The organism is Natronococcus sp. (assembly GCF_047921035.1).
Taxonomy (GTDB): domain Archaea; phylum Halobacteriota; class Halobacteria; order Halobacteriales; family Natrialbaceae; genus Natronococcus.
On record NZ_JBLRWX010000046.1, the window covers coordinates 1 to 15,716 of the forward strand.

The window sequence follows — 15,716 nt, forward strand, 5'->3', positions numbered from 1 at the left end:
GCGGTTGGTCGGGCTGCAAACCTGACGCCGAACGCTCCATTCGCACTTTCGACGTAACGAATCGAGCAGTTCACGTTCACCACTCAAACTGGAGAGATCGCACTCCCAACTACAGGTAGGGTCTTCCGATCGCCTCAGAAGAGCTGCGCCGTACCGACTACGTGACGACGACGTCGGGCTGTTCGTCCTCGGGGAACTCCTCGACCTCGTCGTCCTCGGTGTACTTCTTCGCCGCGACGCCGAGCGCGACGAGCACGACCAGCGCGATCAGGGCACCGATCGCCCCCTTTCCGCCGCCCTCCTCGTCGGCTTCCGCTTCGCCCTCGAGTTCCGCCTCGTCCTCGAGGTCGGCCGCCTCCCGCTTCTCGCCGAACGGGAGCGCGTCGTCGATCGCTCGCGGCCCGAACTGGTGGTCGCCCTGGAGGTTCAGCTCGATGAGGGTAAACTTCTTCTCTCCCATGTCGGGGGAGTCGGCGAGCGATCACTTAGCCGTTTGGCTTGTTCGAGCGCGTCGGCGGCCGCCGAACCGGGAATTTCGGAGCCTCGACCGGTACGATTAAGTGCTCGTCACTGGCGGTGTGTTGTATGAGTGGACGACCGCTTGACGTCCTCGAGGCGTCGCTCGGCGAACGCGTCACCGTGCGGCTCAAGAGCGGCGACGAGTACGTTGGCGATCTGACGGGCTACGACCAGCACATGAACCTCGTGCTCGAGGACGTCTCGAGGGCCGGCGACCGGGAAGTGGACGACGAGGCGCCGGTCGAAGACACAACGATTATACGCGGCGATAACGTCGTCTCGATCACTCCATGACTGGCGCAGGAACCCCGAGCCAAGGAAAGAAGAACAAGACGACGCACACGAAGTGCCGTCGCTGCGGAGAGAAGTCCTACCACACGAAAAAGAAGGTCTGCTCGTCGTGCGGCTTCGGCAAGTCCGCCAAGCGCCGCGACTACGAGTGGCAGTCCAAGACCGGCGACAACTGAACTTCTGTCTCTTCGGTCTCGAGCGCCTCGAGCAGCGCGGCTCTCCGTCCGTTCGTTGCTCGAGGCGACGAGCACCTAATATAGCTGTCGCGCGTAGAACTCTCGATCGACCGCGAGCGACTGCAGCCGATCGAGGACACCATGCTATCCGACTCACTCACCTACCTGAAAGACAGCGACGACGCGCTGAAGACGAGCATCATCGGCGGCCTCTGCCTGCTGTTTGGCTTCCTGCTGATCCCGCTCTTTCTCGTCTGGGGGTACGTCGTCCGCGTGCTGGATCGGACCAGCCGCGACGACGACGAGGCCCCCGGCTTCGAGGACTGGGGCGACCTGACGATCGACGGGGCGAAGGCGTTCGCGATCCTGCTCGCCTACTCGCTCGTTCCCGCGGTCGTCGGCGCCGTTCTGTTCGGGGGCGTCTGGCTCGCCACCGGCGGAACGCCGGGATCGGTCGGCGCGATCGGATTCCTCCTCGCCGGAGTCGTCACCCTCGCGGCGTTCGTCGCGGCCGCCTACGTCTCGCCCGCCGCGATCGCGAACTTCGCGAGCGAGCGACGCCTGGGCGCGGGGTTCGACGTCGGCGAACTCCGGTGGGTCCTCGCGACGGGAACGTACGCGACGGGGTGGCTGCTGGCGTTCGGGATCGTCGTCGTCGGCTCGTTCGTCTCGGGGATCCTCAACGCCGTCCCGCTCGTCGGAACCGTCCTGGGTGCGATCGTCGCGTTCTACGCGCTGGTCGCGGCCTACTACGTCATCGGGCACACCTGGGGCGACCTCCACCCGGTCTCGATCGAGGGAGCCGACGGCGAGCCCTCGAGCGAGCGTCCCGCCGTCTGACCCCGGAACCGGGACCCCGCTCTCGAGTCCGATGAACAGCCATTAGTCCCGCGCCGCGAACACACCCCTATGGAGACGACAGCCGCCTTCGAGGGCCTCGAGTGCGTCGACTGCGAGTCGACGGTCGACGCCGACGCGGAGAGCCACCGGTGTCCGGACTGCGGTGGGATTCTCGATCCGAGCTACGATTACGACGCGGTCGAGCTGGATCGCGAGACGCTCGCCGAGCGCCCGTTCGACTCGCTGTGGCGCTACGAAGAGCTGCTCCCGTTCCCCCGCGAAGCCGCGGTGACGATGAACGAGGGGGCGACGCCGCTGGTCGAGTGTCCGACCCTGGCCGACGAACTGGGCGTCGGCCGGCTGCTTATCAAAGACGAGGGGCGGAACCCGACGGGAACGTTCAAGGATCGGGGCCAGACGGTCGCCGTGACGGCCGCCGACGGGCACGGCGCGACCGACGTCGCGCTGGCGTCGGCCGGCAACGCGGGCCAGGCTGCCGCGGCCTACGCGGGACGGGCGGGGATGCAGTCGCACGTCTACGTCCCCTCGCGTTCGGGCTTTACGAACAAGGCGATGATCAACGTCCACGGCGGCGACATGAACGTCGTCGGGGGCCGGATCGGCGAGGCCGTCGCGGCCTTCGAGGAGGGGCTGGCGGAGCACGACGACTGGTACTCCCTCCAGACGTTCGCCACGCCCTACCGCCACGAGGGCAAGAAGACGATGTTCTACGAGATCGCCGAACGCCTCGAGTGGGAGAGCCCCGACGTGATCTCGTACCCGACCGGCGGCGGGGTCGGTCTCGTCGGGATGTACAAGGCCGCCCGGGAGCTCGAGACGCTCGGCCTGACCGACGACGTCCCGTCCTTTTACGCCGCGCAGGCGTCGGGCTGTGCGCCCATCGTCGAGGCCTTCGAGGCGGGCCGGGACGTCCACGAACCGGTCGACCACCCCGACACGATCTGTGGCGGCATCGAGATCCCCGACCCCGGCGCGAGCCCGTGGATCCTCGAAGCCCTGCGAGAGAGCGACGGCGGTGCCGTCGCGACCGACGACCCCGAGATCCTCGACGCCGCGATCGAAGTCGCAAAGCGGGAGGGACTCGAGATGGCGCCGACCTGCGCCGCGGCGGTCAGCGGCCTCTTCGAGCTGGCCGACCGGGGCGCCTTCGACGGCGACGAGACGGTCGTCGCGGTCAACACCGGAACGGGGAACAAGGAGGCCGACGTCCTGCGCAGCCACCTGATGAGCAAGGGGGTTTGACTGTAGCAGTCGTTGGTAGTGCGGTTCTTTGTTTAGTCTGGACAGCGAATCTAAATTGTCCGATTCGTTACATTATGGGTGCGAACTGACCGTCTGAATTCCTCTCAGTTCCATGTGATGTTCTGAGCACCATGCAAGATACAAGGCGCAAATGGAGCGCCTTGGCTGATGACGAACACTATGTGGTCATAGAGGTGGTTATTATTCTGATGCTCTTTGGAGCTATACCGGGTTCCAAGATGAAATCACAGACACGCTGAATGGTGAAGATAGCAGCAACTACCCAGCGTTCCACGAGCGACTTCAAGAGGCACATGAAGCTCGGTAGCTAGGCCTCCGAATATTGAAGAATGATGACGACGCTGTTGCTATTATCAACAAAGATGCGAGTGCTGCTGGATACCAAGGTCTGGATTAATCTCAAAGAGCAACAGGGCTTTCTTGAGGAGTTCCGCCGTCTCTACGATGACTATGACCTGGAGATCGTTTTCAGTCACGGCAACTTTTTAGATCTGGTACGACGCGATCACCAGGATGAATTGGCCCCCATCATCGACGAGTTCACCGATGAATATCTTGGCCCCTTTAATAACGATCCCGCTGGCGAATACCGCCGTTCGGACCAACCACTTGTGCTTGCCACAATCGATGAAACGTGGCACCAGTACTGCCTGTACGCCACACAAGGGGTGGATAGCGTTGAAACGTTGCAGGCGTTATTCAGGGATGCAGACTTCGATGCTGAACCGGCATCTTCTGTCATGACGGAATTCATCGAGGGAACGCGCCGGTTAGAAACCCTGGACCTAGAGGGCCACATGGAAATTCCGGATGACGTGCCGCAGAGTGTCGCACTCAAGAAAATCGGGATCTTCGCAGAATACGCGAAACAGCGGTCAGATGGCATGGCGATACTCGATGACGCCGATATCCCCGTCAAGCGGTATATTTTTGGAATGTCGATGATCTACATCTCCGAAACCTACCACGAACCCGAACCTGGCGATTACCGGGACGCGGTGATCTGGTCACAAGCCATTAGCTGCGAATGTGACGTCCTCTGGACCGAGACCAAATGGAAATACGAACACCCCGTCATCAACCAAGTCATCGACAGATTAGAGCGAAAGCCGCTAGAAGTCGTCAAGGATTCTGACGAGTTCAAGGAACTCTTTCAGTAATCTTCTAAGACAGCGTTTGGAGCTACCCTCAATCATGTCTATCGGACGTCGATTAAATTGCTCGATGTTTGGTCCTGGTAAATTGTCGGGGGTTCGAGTTCCGAGGCCCACAACCAGCGACTAAAATTGTTTACACCTCCTGCTGAATCCATCCTCTAACTCTTGTACGACACTTATGACAGTGATTGTATATGTTACCAATGGCTGTGTTACATCGCTCACCTGTACGTAACGCGAATTTCACATGAGATTTTGAATAAAGAAATTGTGTCACTATCTACCCTATTGATATCTAAAAATTCTGGTCCTTATTGTCTAGCCGTCGTCCGGTCGGATGCGCACTGATTTTCAGTGACGATCGTACGCCCCGTCGGCCGCCGGGAGCGTAAAGGAGAACGTCGACCCCTCGCCGGGCTCGGAGTCGGCCCACATCTCGCCGCCGTGGCGCTCGACGATCCGCCGACAGAGCGCGAGTCCGATCCCCGAGCCGGCGTACTCGTCGTGGGTGTGGAGCCGGTTGAACACCTCGAAGATGCGTTCGATATCGTCGGGATCGATGCCGATCCCCTCGTCGCTGACCGAGATCCGCCACATCGTCCCCTGCCGGTCGGTCGAGACGGCTATCCGCGGACTGCCGTCCCGCGAGTACGTGAGCGCGTTCGAGAGGACGTTCCGGAAGAGCTGCCGGAGCTGCTTGGGATCGCCCTCGACCCGGGGCAACGGCTCGGCGCTGATCTCGGCGTTCGACTCCTCGATCCGACCGCCCAGCTCCGCGAGCACGTCGTCGAACACCGCCTCGAGTTCGACGGGCTCGAGCGGCTCGCCGGCGGTCTCGATCCGGGAGTAGGCGAGCAGCCCGTCGATCATCTCGCGCATCCGGTCGGCGCCGTCGACCGCGAACGCGAGGAACTCCTCCGCGTCGCCGTCGAGTCGGTCGCCGTAGCGCTTGTCGAGCAGGCGCAGGTAGCTCGAGACCATCCGTAGCGGCTCCTGGAGGTCGTGAGAGGCCGCGTAGGCGAACCGCTCGAGGCGTTCGTTCGAGGTTTCGAGCTTTTCGATCGTCTCCTCGAGCCGGCCCTGGTACTCCCGGCGTTCGGTGACGTCGATCTGCGTGATCACGCCGCGACGAACCTCGCCCCGTTCGTCCCTGACTGGCATCCCGTGGCTCATGACGATCCGGCGGTCGCCGTCGACGGTCTCGATCTCGTGGACGTCGGGTTCGGTGACCTCCTCGCCCTCGAGAACGCGGGTCATCGTCCACTCCTCGGGGTCGATCGGCTCGCCGGTGTCGGCCCACCAGCCGTCGTAGCGGTCGTAGTCGCCGATCGATTCAGCGTCGAAGACGTCGCCGCCCCACAGCTCCCGGGCCGTTTCGTTGGCCTCGATGAGCCGCCCGTCGGCGTCGGCGACGATGACCGCGACGGGCAACACCTCGAACAGCGTCTCGAGCTGGCGCTTGTGGGTCTGGAGCTTCCGCTCGGCGCGCTTTCGCTCGGTGATGTCGGCGACCGCCCCGGGGAAGGTACGCGGGATCCCGTCCTCGTCGCACTCGACGTGACCGCGGGCGACGATCCAGCGGAGTTCGCCGTCGGCGTCGCGGACGCGGTACTCCTCTTCGTACTCGCCGCAGCGCTCGAGGGCGTCCTCGATGCTTCGCTCGACGCGGTCGCGGTCGGCCGGGTGGATCGACGAGACGAAGCTCTCGAGGGGGACCCCCTCCCGGGCCTCGTCGGGATCGACGCCGAACGTCTTGGCGAAGGCCGTCCCGGCGATAAACCGGTCTTCCTGGACGCGCCACTCCCAGGTCCCGACGGCGCCGGCTTCCGTGGCGGCCTCGAGCTGGGCTTTCGCGTCCTGCAGGAAGCGCTCGCGTTCCTTCTGGTCGGTGACGTCCTGGGCCATCGTCAGCCCGGCGACGACGTCCCCCCCGTCGTCGGTGACGGGGACCACGTGGACGAGCCACGCCCGATCGGCCTGCTCGAGTTCGATCCGCTGCTCCTGGCCTTCGAGAGCCCGTTGATAGGCCGGGCCGACGGTTGTCGCGACCGACTCGTCCCAGACCTCCCGGAAGTGTCTCCCCTCGAGATCGGCCGGGTCGGCGTCGAGCCGATCGAAGCCCTGGCCCGCCGCCAGCGTGTACGTTCCGTCGCGGTCGAAGAGGGCGACGATCCCGTTCGGAAAGTTCTCCGCGAGGGTCCGGTACCGCCGCTCCGAGACGGTCAGCCGGCGCTCGCGTTCGACCTGCTCGGTCACGTCCCGGAAGTACACCGAGATCCCGACCTCGGTCGGGTAGACGTCCATCTGGACCCAGCCGTCGAGGGGGTCGACGTAGCGCTCGAACGAGAGGGGTTTTTTCGTCGCCATCACGGTCCGGAGTCGCTCCTCGAGGTGGGTGTCGACGAGCGACGGCAGCGCCTCCCAGAGGGGCTCCCCGAGCAGTTCCTCGGCCGGCCGGCCGAACAGCTCCGCTGCCCGGTCGTTGGCGTAGGTGACCCGCCAGCTCTCGTCGAGGGCACAGAACGCGTCGGAGATCCGGTCGAACACCGCGTCGAGTTCGGCGGAGAGCTGGTCGACGCTTCGCTCGAGCCGCCGGGATCGCCCGGTCTCCTCGCCGGTCGACTCGCCCGCCCGCGGTGTCCCCCCCGTGGGCCGGACGATACAGACGACGCCGCAGTCCTCCCCGTCGTCGGTAAGCGCCTCGAGACGGACGGTACAGTCGACGATCCGGCCGTCGGCGGTATCGATCGCCGTCTCCAGGGGCTGTGGGTCGTTCCGGCGCTCGAGGAGGTCGTCGTCGAACAGCGCCGAGGCGCGTTCGTCGAGCAGCCGCTCGCGAGCGTAGCCCGTGATCTCGAGGAGGTCGTCGGTGACCGCGACGATCCGGCCGTCGGCTCCGAACTGGAGCACGCCGCCGTCGAGGGCGTCGGCGACGGCCCGAAACCGCTGCCGTTCGACGGCCGGGCTATGGGTCGACCGCCGCCCGTCCTCGGTCGATTCCGACCGATCGCTCATACGAGGACTACTGTCCGTCGGGAAAAATAAACCCGGTGTTTACTCGGTCGATCGCCGACGGTTCGGTATATGCCGGCGATCGGCAGTTGCCGACTGATCGGCGTCTGGCGGCCGTTTCGTAGCGCTTTTGCCGGCTGTCGGGAAACGAAGGGGTATGACTGCGCCCTGGACCGACTGGAACCATATTCTCAAACTCGACCCCGACAAGGAGCTTCCCGACGGCGTCACCTTCGGCGACCTCTGTGCGACCGGAACCGACGCGGTCGAGATCGGGGGGACGATGGGGATGACCGAGGAGAACATGACCGCGGTGATCGAGGCCTGCGCCGAACACGACGTCCCGCTCTACCAGGAGCCGGCGAACCCCAGCGTCGTCGTCCGGAACGACGCGCTCGAGGGCTACTTCATCCCGACCGTGTTCAACGCCGGCTCGCCGTTCTGGATCACCGAGGCCCACAAGGAGTGGGTCCGGATCGACACCGTCGACTGGGAGCGGACGACTACGGAGGCCTACATCGTGATGAACCCCGAGGCCGACGTGGCGACCCTCACCGAAGCCGACTGCGACCTCGAGGCCGACGACGTCGAGGCCTACGCGAAGGTCGCCGAACGGATGTTCGGCCAGGAGATCGTCTACCTCGAGTACTCGGGGATGCTGGGCGACGAGGAGATCGTCGCAGCCGCGAGCGAGGGAGTCGACGAGTCGACGCTGTTCTACGGCGGCGGGATTCGGGACTACGACTCCGCCTACCGGATGGCCCGACACGCCGACGTGATCGTCGTCGGCGACCTCGCTCACGACGAGGGCGTCGACGCCCTGCGCGAGACCGTCGAGGCCGCAAACGACGCCTGATCGCTCCCGCCCGAACTCGATCGGAGAATCGCCGTCGGGCTCAGAGAATCCAGTCGAACCCCTGCGCGACGGCTCGTTTTCCACCCGTTTCGAGGATCTCGCCGTGACCCGGGATCAGCCGGTCGAACTCCCAGGCGAGGACGTCCCTGATCGACCGCTGGAACGTGTCCTCGTTGGCGATCGTCAACCGGAACTCGATCGGCGGAGAGACCCGCCGATAGATCCGCAACAGCCGTGCGACGAGCCGCGTTTTCAGAGAACTCGACGGACCAATATGAAAGCCGATGTCGCCAAGAATCACGGTCCCGCTCGAGCGGTGGTAGTACGCGATCTCGGTGAGCCAGCGGTGGCCGTCGACCGCGACCTGGTCGATGTCGGCGCTCCAGCGCGGATCGGGGCTGTCGCCAAGCAGCCCGTCGAATCGCAGGTCGGGTCGACGGGCCGCGAGTCCGGGCGCCGCCAGCAGTTCGACGTCCGGAAACGCCGCCCGGTACTGCTCCATGTACAGGTGGCCGTGAAGCTTGCTCGCGGGCGCGACGAAGCGCACGTCGCCGAGTTCCTCGAGCGCACTATGCAGGTCGGGGGTCAGCTCGGCCGGCGACTGGACGAACAGCCCCCCGCTCGAGAGCTCGATAACGGTCATGATCCGCCCGAGTTCGACGCCGACAAACCGCAGCGGTTCCTCGTAGGTCCACAGCCGATCGGCCCGTTCGGTGAGCATTCCGCGATGCTACATCGGGGCACGATATCAAAGGGTTCGACCGTTCGGCGGGATCGGCTCGAGCCGGTCGTCCGCGTCCGTCCCGGTCACTCGAGCCGGTAGCGCAACAGCGCCGCCACGCCACCGAGGTTCGAGAGCTGCTCGCCGGGCGGGAACTCGCTCGAGAACACCGTCACCTCGCCGCCTTTCTGCTCGGTCGTGCGGACGACGTCGTCGACGTCGAGGCGCCACTCGCCGTCGGGGCCCCGCTCCTGCCGGAGCCGGTCGTCGACGATCAGCAGCCGTTCGATCGCACCGTACTCGGCGGCCTGCCGGACCTCGTCGGGACCGTAGGCGGCCTTCGCGCCCTGGGCGATGCGTTCGGTGAGCTCGTCGATGTACTCGGCCTCGCTCTCGATGCGGGTCTCCTGTTGGACGTCCGCGACGGCGCCCCGCTTGAGCACCTCGTGGACGCCCCGATCGCCGACGGCCGCGGTGTCGACCATCGTGATCTTCTCGGCGACCTCGGGCGCGTTCTGTTCGATGTACTTGTAGGCGTCCTGCTTCGTGAACCCGGGCCCCGCGAGGATGACCGCATCGGCGTCCTGGCGCTCGAGGACCGTCGCCAGCTCCGTGAACAGCTCCGAGCGCTCGCGGGCGAAGTCGCCCTTGCCCGTGGGTCCGGTGATCGCCGCGCGCTCCTCGGTGCCGTACTGAGCGACGGTGTGGACGTGGGCCTGTCCCTCCTCGACGGTGGCGATGGCGACGTCCGGATTTTCCGTCGCTTCTTCGGCCTCCTCGAGGCGGGCCTCCTGATCGGGTTTGAACCGCTTCTCGATCGACAGCTCCTCGCGCTCCTCGACGTTTAAGGTGTGGTGGAACCCGAGCTGGTCCTCCCGCGAGCAGGCGACGATCTCGCCGCCCACCCGAAGCCGGTTGGCGAACTTGTGGAACTCGATGTCGTCGACGGCGATGGCGACCCACATGTGCTCGCGCTCGCCGCCCGTATCCCGCATCTGGTCGTCGTTGCGCTGAATCCGCCGGGTCGTATCGCCCGCGACGCGGTCGCCGGGCTCTAAGACGTACTGCAAGTGCCAGAGATCGTCCACGCTCTCGGGGACGACGGTGAGCCGCTCGCGACCCCCGTCGAGCCGCTCCCGGTCTTTGATCTGCATGGCTGTGGATTCACAGGGTAGGGGTAAGTGGGCTGCGATCCTGCAGCTGGGAACCGCCGATTCGGGGCTCGAGCGGTCTCGCCGAGGCCTGCTCCGCCCGCGTGGCGGTGGCTCCCCGTGGGAACACGAACGGACATCTCGCTCACACCGGCAATATGACCCGCTAGCCGAGACGCCGACTTCGAGGCGTTCCCGATCACGTCCTGCGATTTTCGCTCGAGAGCGCGTCACGGGATCGGTAAGCATTGCCCGGGGCGACGAACGGAGAGCCCTCCGGACCGAATCGGGGGTATGGCGATTGCACTGCGAACGCTCGACGACGGGGCGTGGATCAGCGTCGACGACAGCCGCCGGGTGAGCGTCAGCGACGTCTGGACCCTTTCTCGAGGCGTCTTCTGCGAGTGCGAACCGGCGTACGTGCTCCTCGAGGGGTTCTTCGGAACCGGGGTCGACGGCTCGGTGGTCGTCGCCGACGCGGTCGGCCAGTGTCTCGAGTGTGGCACCCGCGACTCGATCGATCGGCTCCCCGTCGGCCGCATCGTCGACGGCGAGTTCAAGCCCTACGGCCCCGAAGCCGTGCAGTCGACCCTCGAGGTCGGCGCCGACCGGCAAACGTAACCGGAACCCGCGAGAGGCGGGGAGAACTGACGTCACGCGGAGGGGCTTATACGAGGGGTTCATAGCGGGGATATCAATGCCGAGTGACGTCGAGCAGTGGAAAGACGAACTCTACGGAACCGATATCCGCGCCGAGATCGAGCGCTTCGCGGAGGAGGGGTGGGAGGCGATCCCCGACGACGAGCACGACGCGTGGTTCGAGCGCTTCAAGTGGTACGGCCTGTACCACCAGCGCGCCGGTCAGGAGTCCTATTTCATGATGCGGATCGGCCCGCCGGGCGGCGTCCTCGAGCCCGGCCAGTTCCGGGAGATCGTCGAGATCGCCGACGACTTCTCCCGCGGCCCCGCCGAGAATCCGGTGTTCGGCAACGGCTGGCTCGACGTGACGACCCGCCAGGCGATCCAGCTCCACTGGATCCGCCTCGAGGACGTCCCCGAGATCTTCGATCGCCTCGAGTCGGTCGGGCTCTCGACGGTCCAGGCCTGCGGTGACTCCTGGCGCAACATCGTCGGCTGCCCGGTCGCCGGCAAGGACAAACACGAGCACGTCGACGCCGACGCGCTCGCGACCGAACTCCACGACACGTTCAAGGAGAACGAGGCCCACTCGAACCTCCCGCGAAAGTGGAAGGTGTCGGTCACGGGCTGTGACGAGGGCTGCGGTCAGGGCGACATCAACGACCTCGCGTTCGAGCCCGCCGAGAAGGAGATCGAGGGTGAGACCGTAACGGGCTACAACGTTCGCGTCGGCGGCGGCCTCTCGCGAAACGAACCTCGGTTCGCCCGGGACATCGACGTCTTCGCGACGCCCGAACAGGCCGTCGACGTCGCGGGCGGCATCTCGGCGCTGTTTCGGGACAACGGCGACCGCGACAACCGCTACAACGCCCGCATCAAGTTCCTCGTCGACGAGTGGGGGCCCGAGAAGCTCCGCGAGACCCTCCAGGAGGAGTACGTCGACTTCGAGCTCGAGACCGCGGGCGAGGACCTCCGGGAATCGTACTCCTACAACGCCGGCGAGGCCGACGGCAAGCACGACCACGTCGGCGTCCACGAGCAGGTCGACGGGAACTACTACGTCGGGCTGAACGTCCTCGTCGGTCGCATCGGTGTCGAGGACGGGTACGACCTCGCCGACGCTGCCGAGGAGTACGGCTCCGGCGAGGTCCGGCTCACCCAGCGCCAGAACATCATCTTTACGGACGTTCCCGAGGAGAACCTTGAGGACCTGCGCTCCGAGCCGGTCCTCGAGCACTACAGTCCCGACCCCCACCCGTTCCAGCGCGGTTCGATCGCCTGCACCGGGACCGAGTTCTGCTCGCTCTCGATCGTCGAGACGAAGAACCGCCAGGTCCGCTACGCCCGCTGGCTCGTCGACAACGTCGAGCTTCCCGACGGCGTGGAGGACTTCCACGTCCACCTCTCGGGCTGTACCGCCTCCTGCGCCCAGCCCCAGATCGCCGACGTCTCCCTGCGCGGGATGAAGACGCGCAAGGACGGCGAACCGGTCGAGGCGCTGGACATCGGCCTCGGCGGCGGACTCGGCGAGGAGCCGCAGTTTGCCTCCTGGATCGCAGAACGGGTGCCGGCTGACGAGGTGCCGGGTGCGATCGCGAACCTGCTCGAGAACTTCGAGCAAGCCCGCGACAGCGAGGCCCAGAGCTTCCGCGAGTTCGTCGCCGACCGCGACGACGACGAACTCGCCGACCTGATCGAGCCCGAGGAGACCGACTACGAGGATCCGTTCATGCACAACACGAAGCGGACGTGGTACCCCTACGCCGAGGCGGACGGGCTCGACGAGAGCCCGGCGCCCGCCCAGGACGACGGGACGCCGATTCCGTCCGACGACTGAGTCGTCGACCCCACACGGGTATCTCATCTACCCGCTCCGTAGCGCTGCGCTCGCCTCGTTCTACCGCCGTTTCCGCTTTCGCTTCGGGTCGCCTAAGTGCGTTCGGCCGCTCTCGAGAACCATGGCAGACCGCCTGATGAAAGTCAACGCGTACACGACGCTCGACCTCGTCGACGCCGTCGCGAAGGGCCACGAGTTCGAGACGGAATCGCTCGCCGTCGTGAACGCGACGGCCGACCGGGAGGAGCCGGACTGCGTCCGGCTCCAGTTCGAACTCGACAACATGACCGAAGAATACCTGCCGGCACACATGGAGGAGCTTCAGCTGACGCCCGACCAGGCTCGAACGATCGCGGCCGACCTCGAGAAACACGCCGATCGGGTCGAGGACGCGACCGACGAGTAGTTATCTCAGGTCCTCGAGCGTGTCCTTCGCTTTGTCGACCGCCGTGTCGAACGTGCTCTCGAGTTCCTCGACCGAGCGCTCGACGTGGTAGACGCGCTCGCTCGGGACCCGCCGGACCATGTCGTTGCCGTCGTCGTCGGTGCCGTACGCGAACAGCCAGTGGTCCTGGAAGTAGGCGATGTGGTCGTTGTCGACGGTGACCTCCTCTACCTCGTCGCTCGAGTTCTTGTAGACGATCGTCGCGGTACCGAGTTCTGCCATACCGACGCTACCGGGCCCGGGCCGGAAGTCGCTGGCCCGGCAGACGCAATCCGGGCGACCAACCGTCGGAACGGACACTCGTCACATGCGAACGATTGGCACTGTTAGGCTTCGATGGTATTGTCGTAGCGAGCCTCTCTCTTGGTATGAATCTTGGACACGTTGCTCGTCTCGAGGCGTTCGGCAAGCGCTCGCTGGTCACCCACGCGATCATGGCGCTGTCGTTCGCCGGCGCGATCACCGCGGGGCTGTTCGTCGAGGGCCAGCTGGGGCTGGTCTCCTTTGTCGCCCTGCTCAACTTCACCGCGGGCGTCTGGATCGCCCAGTCGATCCACTCGCTGGGTCACGGCAGCGCTGGCGGCGACTACAACGGGATCCTGAACGAGATCGTCGATCTCACCGACACGACCGCGACCGAGCACCGCGGACTCGACACCGGTCGACTGGCCCGCCTGTTCACGCTGATCGCGGCCGTCACGGCCGTCTCGCTGCTGACGTCGGCTCAGGTGCTCGAGGGAACGCTGTTCTCGATCGCCGTCGTCGCCGTGGGCAGCGTCGCGCTCGTGACCGCGATCGTGGGCTTCCTGATCGCCCTCGGCACCTCCTACGACGAGTCGATGGAGCGGTGGACGGCCGAGATCGACCGCCAGGAGGCACCGCGCGGCGAACTCGCCGATAACCGGAAGTAGATCCGGAACATCCCTTTTCGTTTTCCGACCCTCGGCTGTCGTCGGGTCTATGTGCCCGCGCCCGAACGGTCGAGTATGCAGACCGCGCTGTGCCACGACGGCTGGACCCGAGCCGACGGCGTCGCGGTCCGGGGCCGCGCGTTCGAGAACGATCGACTCCTCGAGGACGACGTCCTCGCCGCTCGCTTCTCCGAAATCCGGGAATCAGACGCCCCCCTCGAGGCTGTCGCCTCGGTCGCCGCCGACCTCGAGGGCTTTTTCGCCGCCGTTCTCGAGGACGGTGACGCCACCTATCTCGTCGCCGACGGCGCCCGGTCGGTTCCGCTGTACTACGGTACCGGGGGCCCGGTTTCCGATCGCGGACGGCTCGTCCGCGAGGCGCTCGAGGCGCCGACGGACCCGATTACGGAGAGCGAGTTCCTCCTGACCCGGTACGTCACCGGTCCGGAGACGATCTGGTCGGAGGTTTACGCGACCCAGCCCGGCGAGGTGGTTCGGATCGGCGGCGACGGGATCGAACGGCGGACCTACCGCGACTACTGGCCCACGGGGCCCGACGACGACGCGGGTTCGGTCGGCGACTCGAGCGACCACGGGGCCCGCCTCGAGTCGGCCCTCGAGACCGCGCTCGATCGGCTCGAGCGCGTCGCGGGCGACCGTCCCGTCGTCGTCCCGCTCTCGGGCGGGTACGACTCGCGGCTGCTCGCGTCGGCGCTCGTCGACCGCGGCCGCGAGGTGATCGGCTTTACGTTCGGCAGGTCGGGCCACCCGGACGTCGAGGTGAGCCGCGAGATTGCGGCTCGACTCGGGATTCCCTGGAAGTTCTGTGACTACGACGAGTCGACGTGGCGCGAGTGGTATCGCGGCCCGCCCGGCCGACGCTACGAGCGCGAGGCGTTCGGCGGCGACGCCCTCCCCTTCCTCGCGGAGTGGCCCGCCGTCCGCGAACTGGTCGCCGACGGGCGGCTACCGACCGACGCCCTGTACTGTCCGGGTCACACCGTCGCGACGCCCAGCGAGCGCCTGCCGCGGTTCGTCGGCGAGCGCCGTCGGTCGGAGCCCTCGAGCGTCGGCTGCGGACCCGCCGTGGACGCCGACGACGAGGTCGACAGTGCCGACGACAGGGAGCGAATCGTCCCTTCCCTCGAGGCCCTGACGGACTACGTCCTCGAGCGCCACTACGCGCTGTGGGAGTGGGACGATCCGACCTTCGAGGACGCCGCCCGCGAGCGGATCCGTCGCGGACTCCGTGGCGACCGCGACCCGGACGCCATCGCGGACCGCGCGAGCGCGGCCGCAGCCTACGAGCGCTGGGAGTGGCGCGGCCGGATGGCGACGTTCACCAACGGCGACCTCCGGGTCTACGAGGACGCGGGGCTCGAGTGGTGGCTCCCCCTGTGGGATCCCGTCTACGTTCGTGCCTGGGAGCGGGTGCCCCTCGAGGCGCGACGAGGCAAGGGGCTCCACGCCGATCTCGCGCGCGAGCGCTACCGGCGCGCGGCCGACGTTCCCGACGAGCGGGCGGGGCTGACGGATCGGACGCTTTCGCCCGCGGATCGCCACCTCGCGCTGGTTCGCCACTCGCCGGTTCGCCAGTTCACCGAGCGCGGCGGTGACTGGATGCCGCCGTTTCTCGCGCCGCGGTCGGCCTGGAGCGAGCCCGGCTCCCACCCGCTTTCGTGGTACGGGATCGTCGACGACGACGTTCTCGAGGAACTGCCGGCGTTTCGGAACCTCTACGCGCTGCGGACGCTCGCGGCGACGGGACGGCTCGACCTCGAGGACGCGTCGGGCCCGATCCCCGACGGCTCGACGATTCGACTGCCGACCGCCGACGAGTAGGGCGGATCGAAAGCGCGACCCTTACGTACCACCGG

The 15,716-nt window shown here is 66.2% G+C and carries 16 protein-coding genes; 11 read left to right on the forward strand and 5 right to left on the reverse strand.

Annotation, left to right across the window (positions count from 1 at the left end; translation table 11 throughout):
- Positions 1 to 157: 157 nt before the first annotated feature.
- On the reverse strand, positions 158 to 460 hold the full coding sequence (locus tag ACNA7R_RS10940) for a hypothetical protein (RefSeq protein ID WP_416283601.1): 303 nt from the start codon (positions 458 to 460) through the stop codon (positions 158 to 160).
- Positions 461 to 585: 125 nt separating this feature from the next.
- Here ACNA7R_RS10940 and ACNA7R_RS10945 point away from each other — a divergent pair, with 125 nt between their 5' ends.
- From ACNA7R_RS10945 to ACNA7R_RS10965, 5 genes are all read left to right on the forward strand, one after another.
- Positions 586 to 813 (forward strand): LSM domain-containing protein, encoded by a 228-nt coding sequence (locus ACNA7R_RS10945; protein WP_005556806.1) that lies wholly within the window; start codon positions 586 to 588, stop codon positions 811 to 813.
- On the forward strand, positions 810 to 986 hold the full coding sequence (locus ACNA7R_RS10950; protein ID WP_006108486.1) for a 50S ribosomal protein L37e: 177 nt from the start codon (positions 810 to 812) through the stop codon (positions 984 to 986). The genes ACNA7R_RS10945 and ACNA7R_RS10950 overlap by 4 nt, the downstream gene beginning before the upstream one ends.
- 141 nt (positions 987 to 1,127) lie before the next feature.
- Positions 1,128 to 1,826 (forward strand): DUF4013 domain-containing protein, encoded by a 699-nt coding sequence (locus ACNA7R_RS10955; protein ID WP_416283602.1) that lies wholly within the window; start codon positions 1,128 to 1,130, stop codon positions 1,824 to 1,826.
- A 69-nt stretch (positions 1,827 to 1,895) separates the two neighbouring features.
- Positions 1,896 to 3,089: a threonine synthase gene (locus ACNA7R_RS10960; protein WP_416283603.1), complete on the forward strand. Its 1,194-nt coding sequence runs from the start codon at positions 1,896 to 1,898 to the stop codon at positions 3,087 to 3,089.
- Positions 3,090 to 3,472: 383 nt separating this feature from the next.
- The gene (locus ACNA7R_RS10965; RefSeq protein ID WP_416283604.1) at positions 3,473 to 4,270 is read left to right on the forward strand and encodes a hypothetical protein; all 798 of its coding nucleotides are present in this window, start codon (positions 3,473 to 3,475) and stop codon (positions 4,268 to 4,270) included.
- Positions 4,271 to 4,618: 348 nt separating this feature from the next.
- On the opposite strand, the gene ACNA7R_RS10970 is transcribed toward ACNA7R_RS10965, so the two are convergent.
- Positions 4,619 to 7,282 carry a PAS domain-containing protein gene (locus ACNA7R_RS10970; protein WP_416283605.1) on the reverse strand — a complete coding sequence of 888 codons (2,664 nt, stop codon included), beginning with the start codon at positions 7,280 to 7,282 and terminating at the stop codon, positions 4,619 to 4,621.
- Between the two features lie 154 nt (positions 7,283 to 7,436).
- Here ACNA7R_RS10970 and ACNA7R_RS10975 point away from each other — a divergent pair, with 154 nt between their 5' ends.
- Entirely contained in the window at positions 7,437 to 8,135 is a 699-nt protein-coding gene (locus ACNA7R_RS10975; RefSeq protein ID WP_416283606.1) for a phosphoglycerol geranylgeranyltransferase, read from the forward strand.
- Positions 8,136 to 8,175: 40 nt separating this feature from the next.
- On the opposite strand, the gene ACNA7R_RS10980 is transcribed toward ACNA7R_RS10975, so the two are convergent.
- Both ACNA7R_RS10980 and ACNA7R_RS10985 read right to left on the reverse strand, forming a co-directional pair.
- Positions 8,176 to 8,856, reverse strand: a complete 681-nt coding sequence (locus tag ACNA7R_RS10980; RefSeq protein ID WP_416283607.1) for a DUF4336 domain-containing protein — start codon at positions 8,854 to 8,856, stop codon at positions 8,176 to 8,178.
- An 86-nt stretch (positions 8,857 to 8,942) separates the two neighbouring features.
- Positions 8,943 to 10,010, reverse strand: a complete 1,068-nt coding sequence (locus ACNA7R_RS10985) for an mRNA surveillance protein pelota (protein ID WP_416283608.1) — start codon at positions 10,008 to 10,010, stop codon at positions 8,943 to 8,945.
- Positions 10,011 to 10,301: 291 nt separating this feature from the next.
- On the opposite strand from ACNA7R_RS10985, the gene ACNA7R_RS10990 reads away from it, so the two are divergent.
- The 3 genes from ACNA7R_RS10990 (at position 10,302) to ACNA7R_RS11000 (ending at position 12,889) form a co-directional block, all read left to right on the forward strand.
- Positions 10,302 to 10,628, forward strand: a complete 327-nt coding sequence (locus tag ACNA7R_RS10990) for a hypothetical protein (protein WP_416283609.1) — start codon at positions 10,302 to 10,304, stop codon at positions 10,626 to 10,628.
- A 76-nt stretch (positions 10,629 to 10,704) separates the two neighbouring features.
- Positions 10,705 to 12,483, forward strand: coding sequence for a nitrite/sulfite reductase (locus tag ACNA7R_RS10995; protein ID WP_416283610.1), 1,779 nt, complete (start codon positions 10,705 to 10,707; stop codon positions 12,481 to 12,483).
- 121 nt (positions 12,484 to 12,604) lie between these two features.
- Positions 12,605 to 12,889, forward strand: a complete 285-nt coding sequence (locus tag ACNA7R_RS11000) for a DUF6360 family protein (protein WP_416283611.1) — start codon at positions 12,605 to 12,607, stop codon at positions 12,887 to 12,889.
- Here the strand turns inward: ACNA7R_RS11000 and ACNA7R_RS11005 are convergent, their stop codons facing one another.
- Positions 12,890 to 13,150, reverse strand: a complete 261-nt coding sequence (locus ACNA7R_RS11005; protein WP_416283612.1) for a hypothetical protein — start codon at positions 13,148 to 13,150, stop codon at positions 12,890 to 12,892.
- A 146-nt stretch (positions 13,151 to 13,296) separates the two neighbouring features.
- On the opposite strand from ACNA7R_RS11005, the gene ACNA7R_RS11010 reads away from it, so the two are divergent.
- Together ACNA7R_RS11010 and ACNA7R_RS11015 are read left to right on the forward strand one after the other, a co-directional pair.
- A complete protein-coding gene (locus ACNA7R_RS11010; RefSeq protein WP_416283613.1) occupies positions 13,297 to 13,839 on the forward strand; it encodes a hypothetical protein in 543 nt (180 codons plus the stop codon).
- Positions 13,840 to 13,914: 75 nt separating this feature from the next.
- Positions 13,915 to 15,681, forward strand: coding sequence for an asparagine synthase-related protein (locus ACNA7R_RS11015; protein ID WP_416283614.1), 1,767 nt, complete (start codon positions 13,915 to 13,917; stop codon positions 15,679 to 15,681).
- Positions 15,682 to 15,716 lie beyond the last annotated feature (35 nt).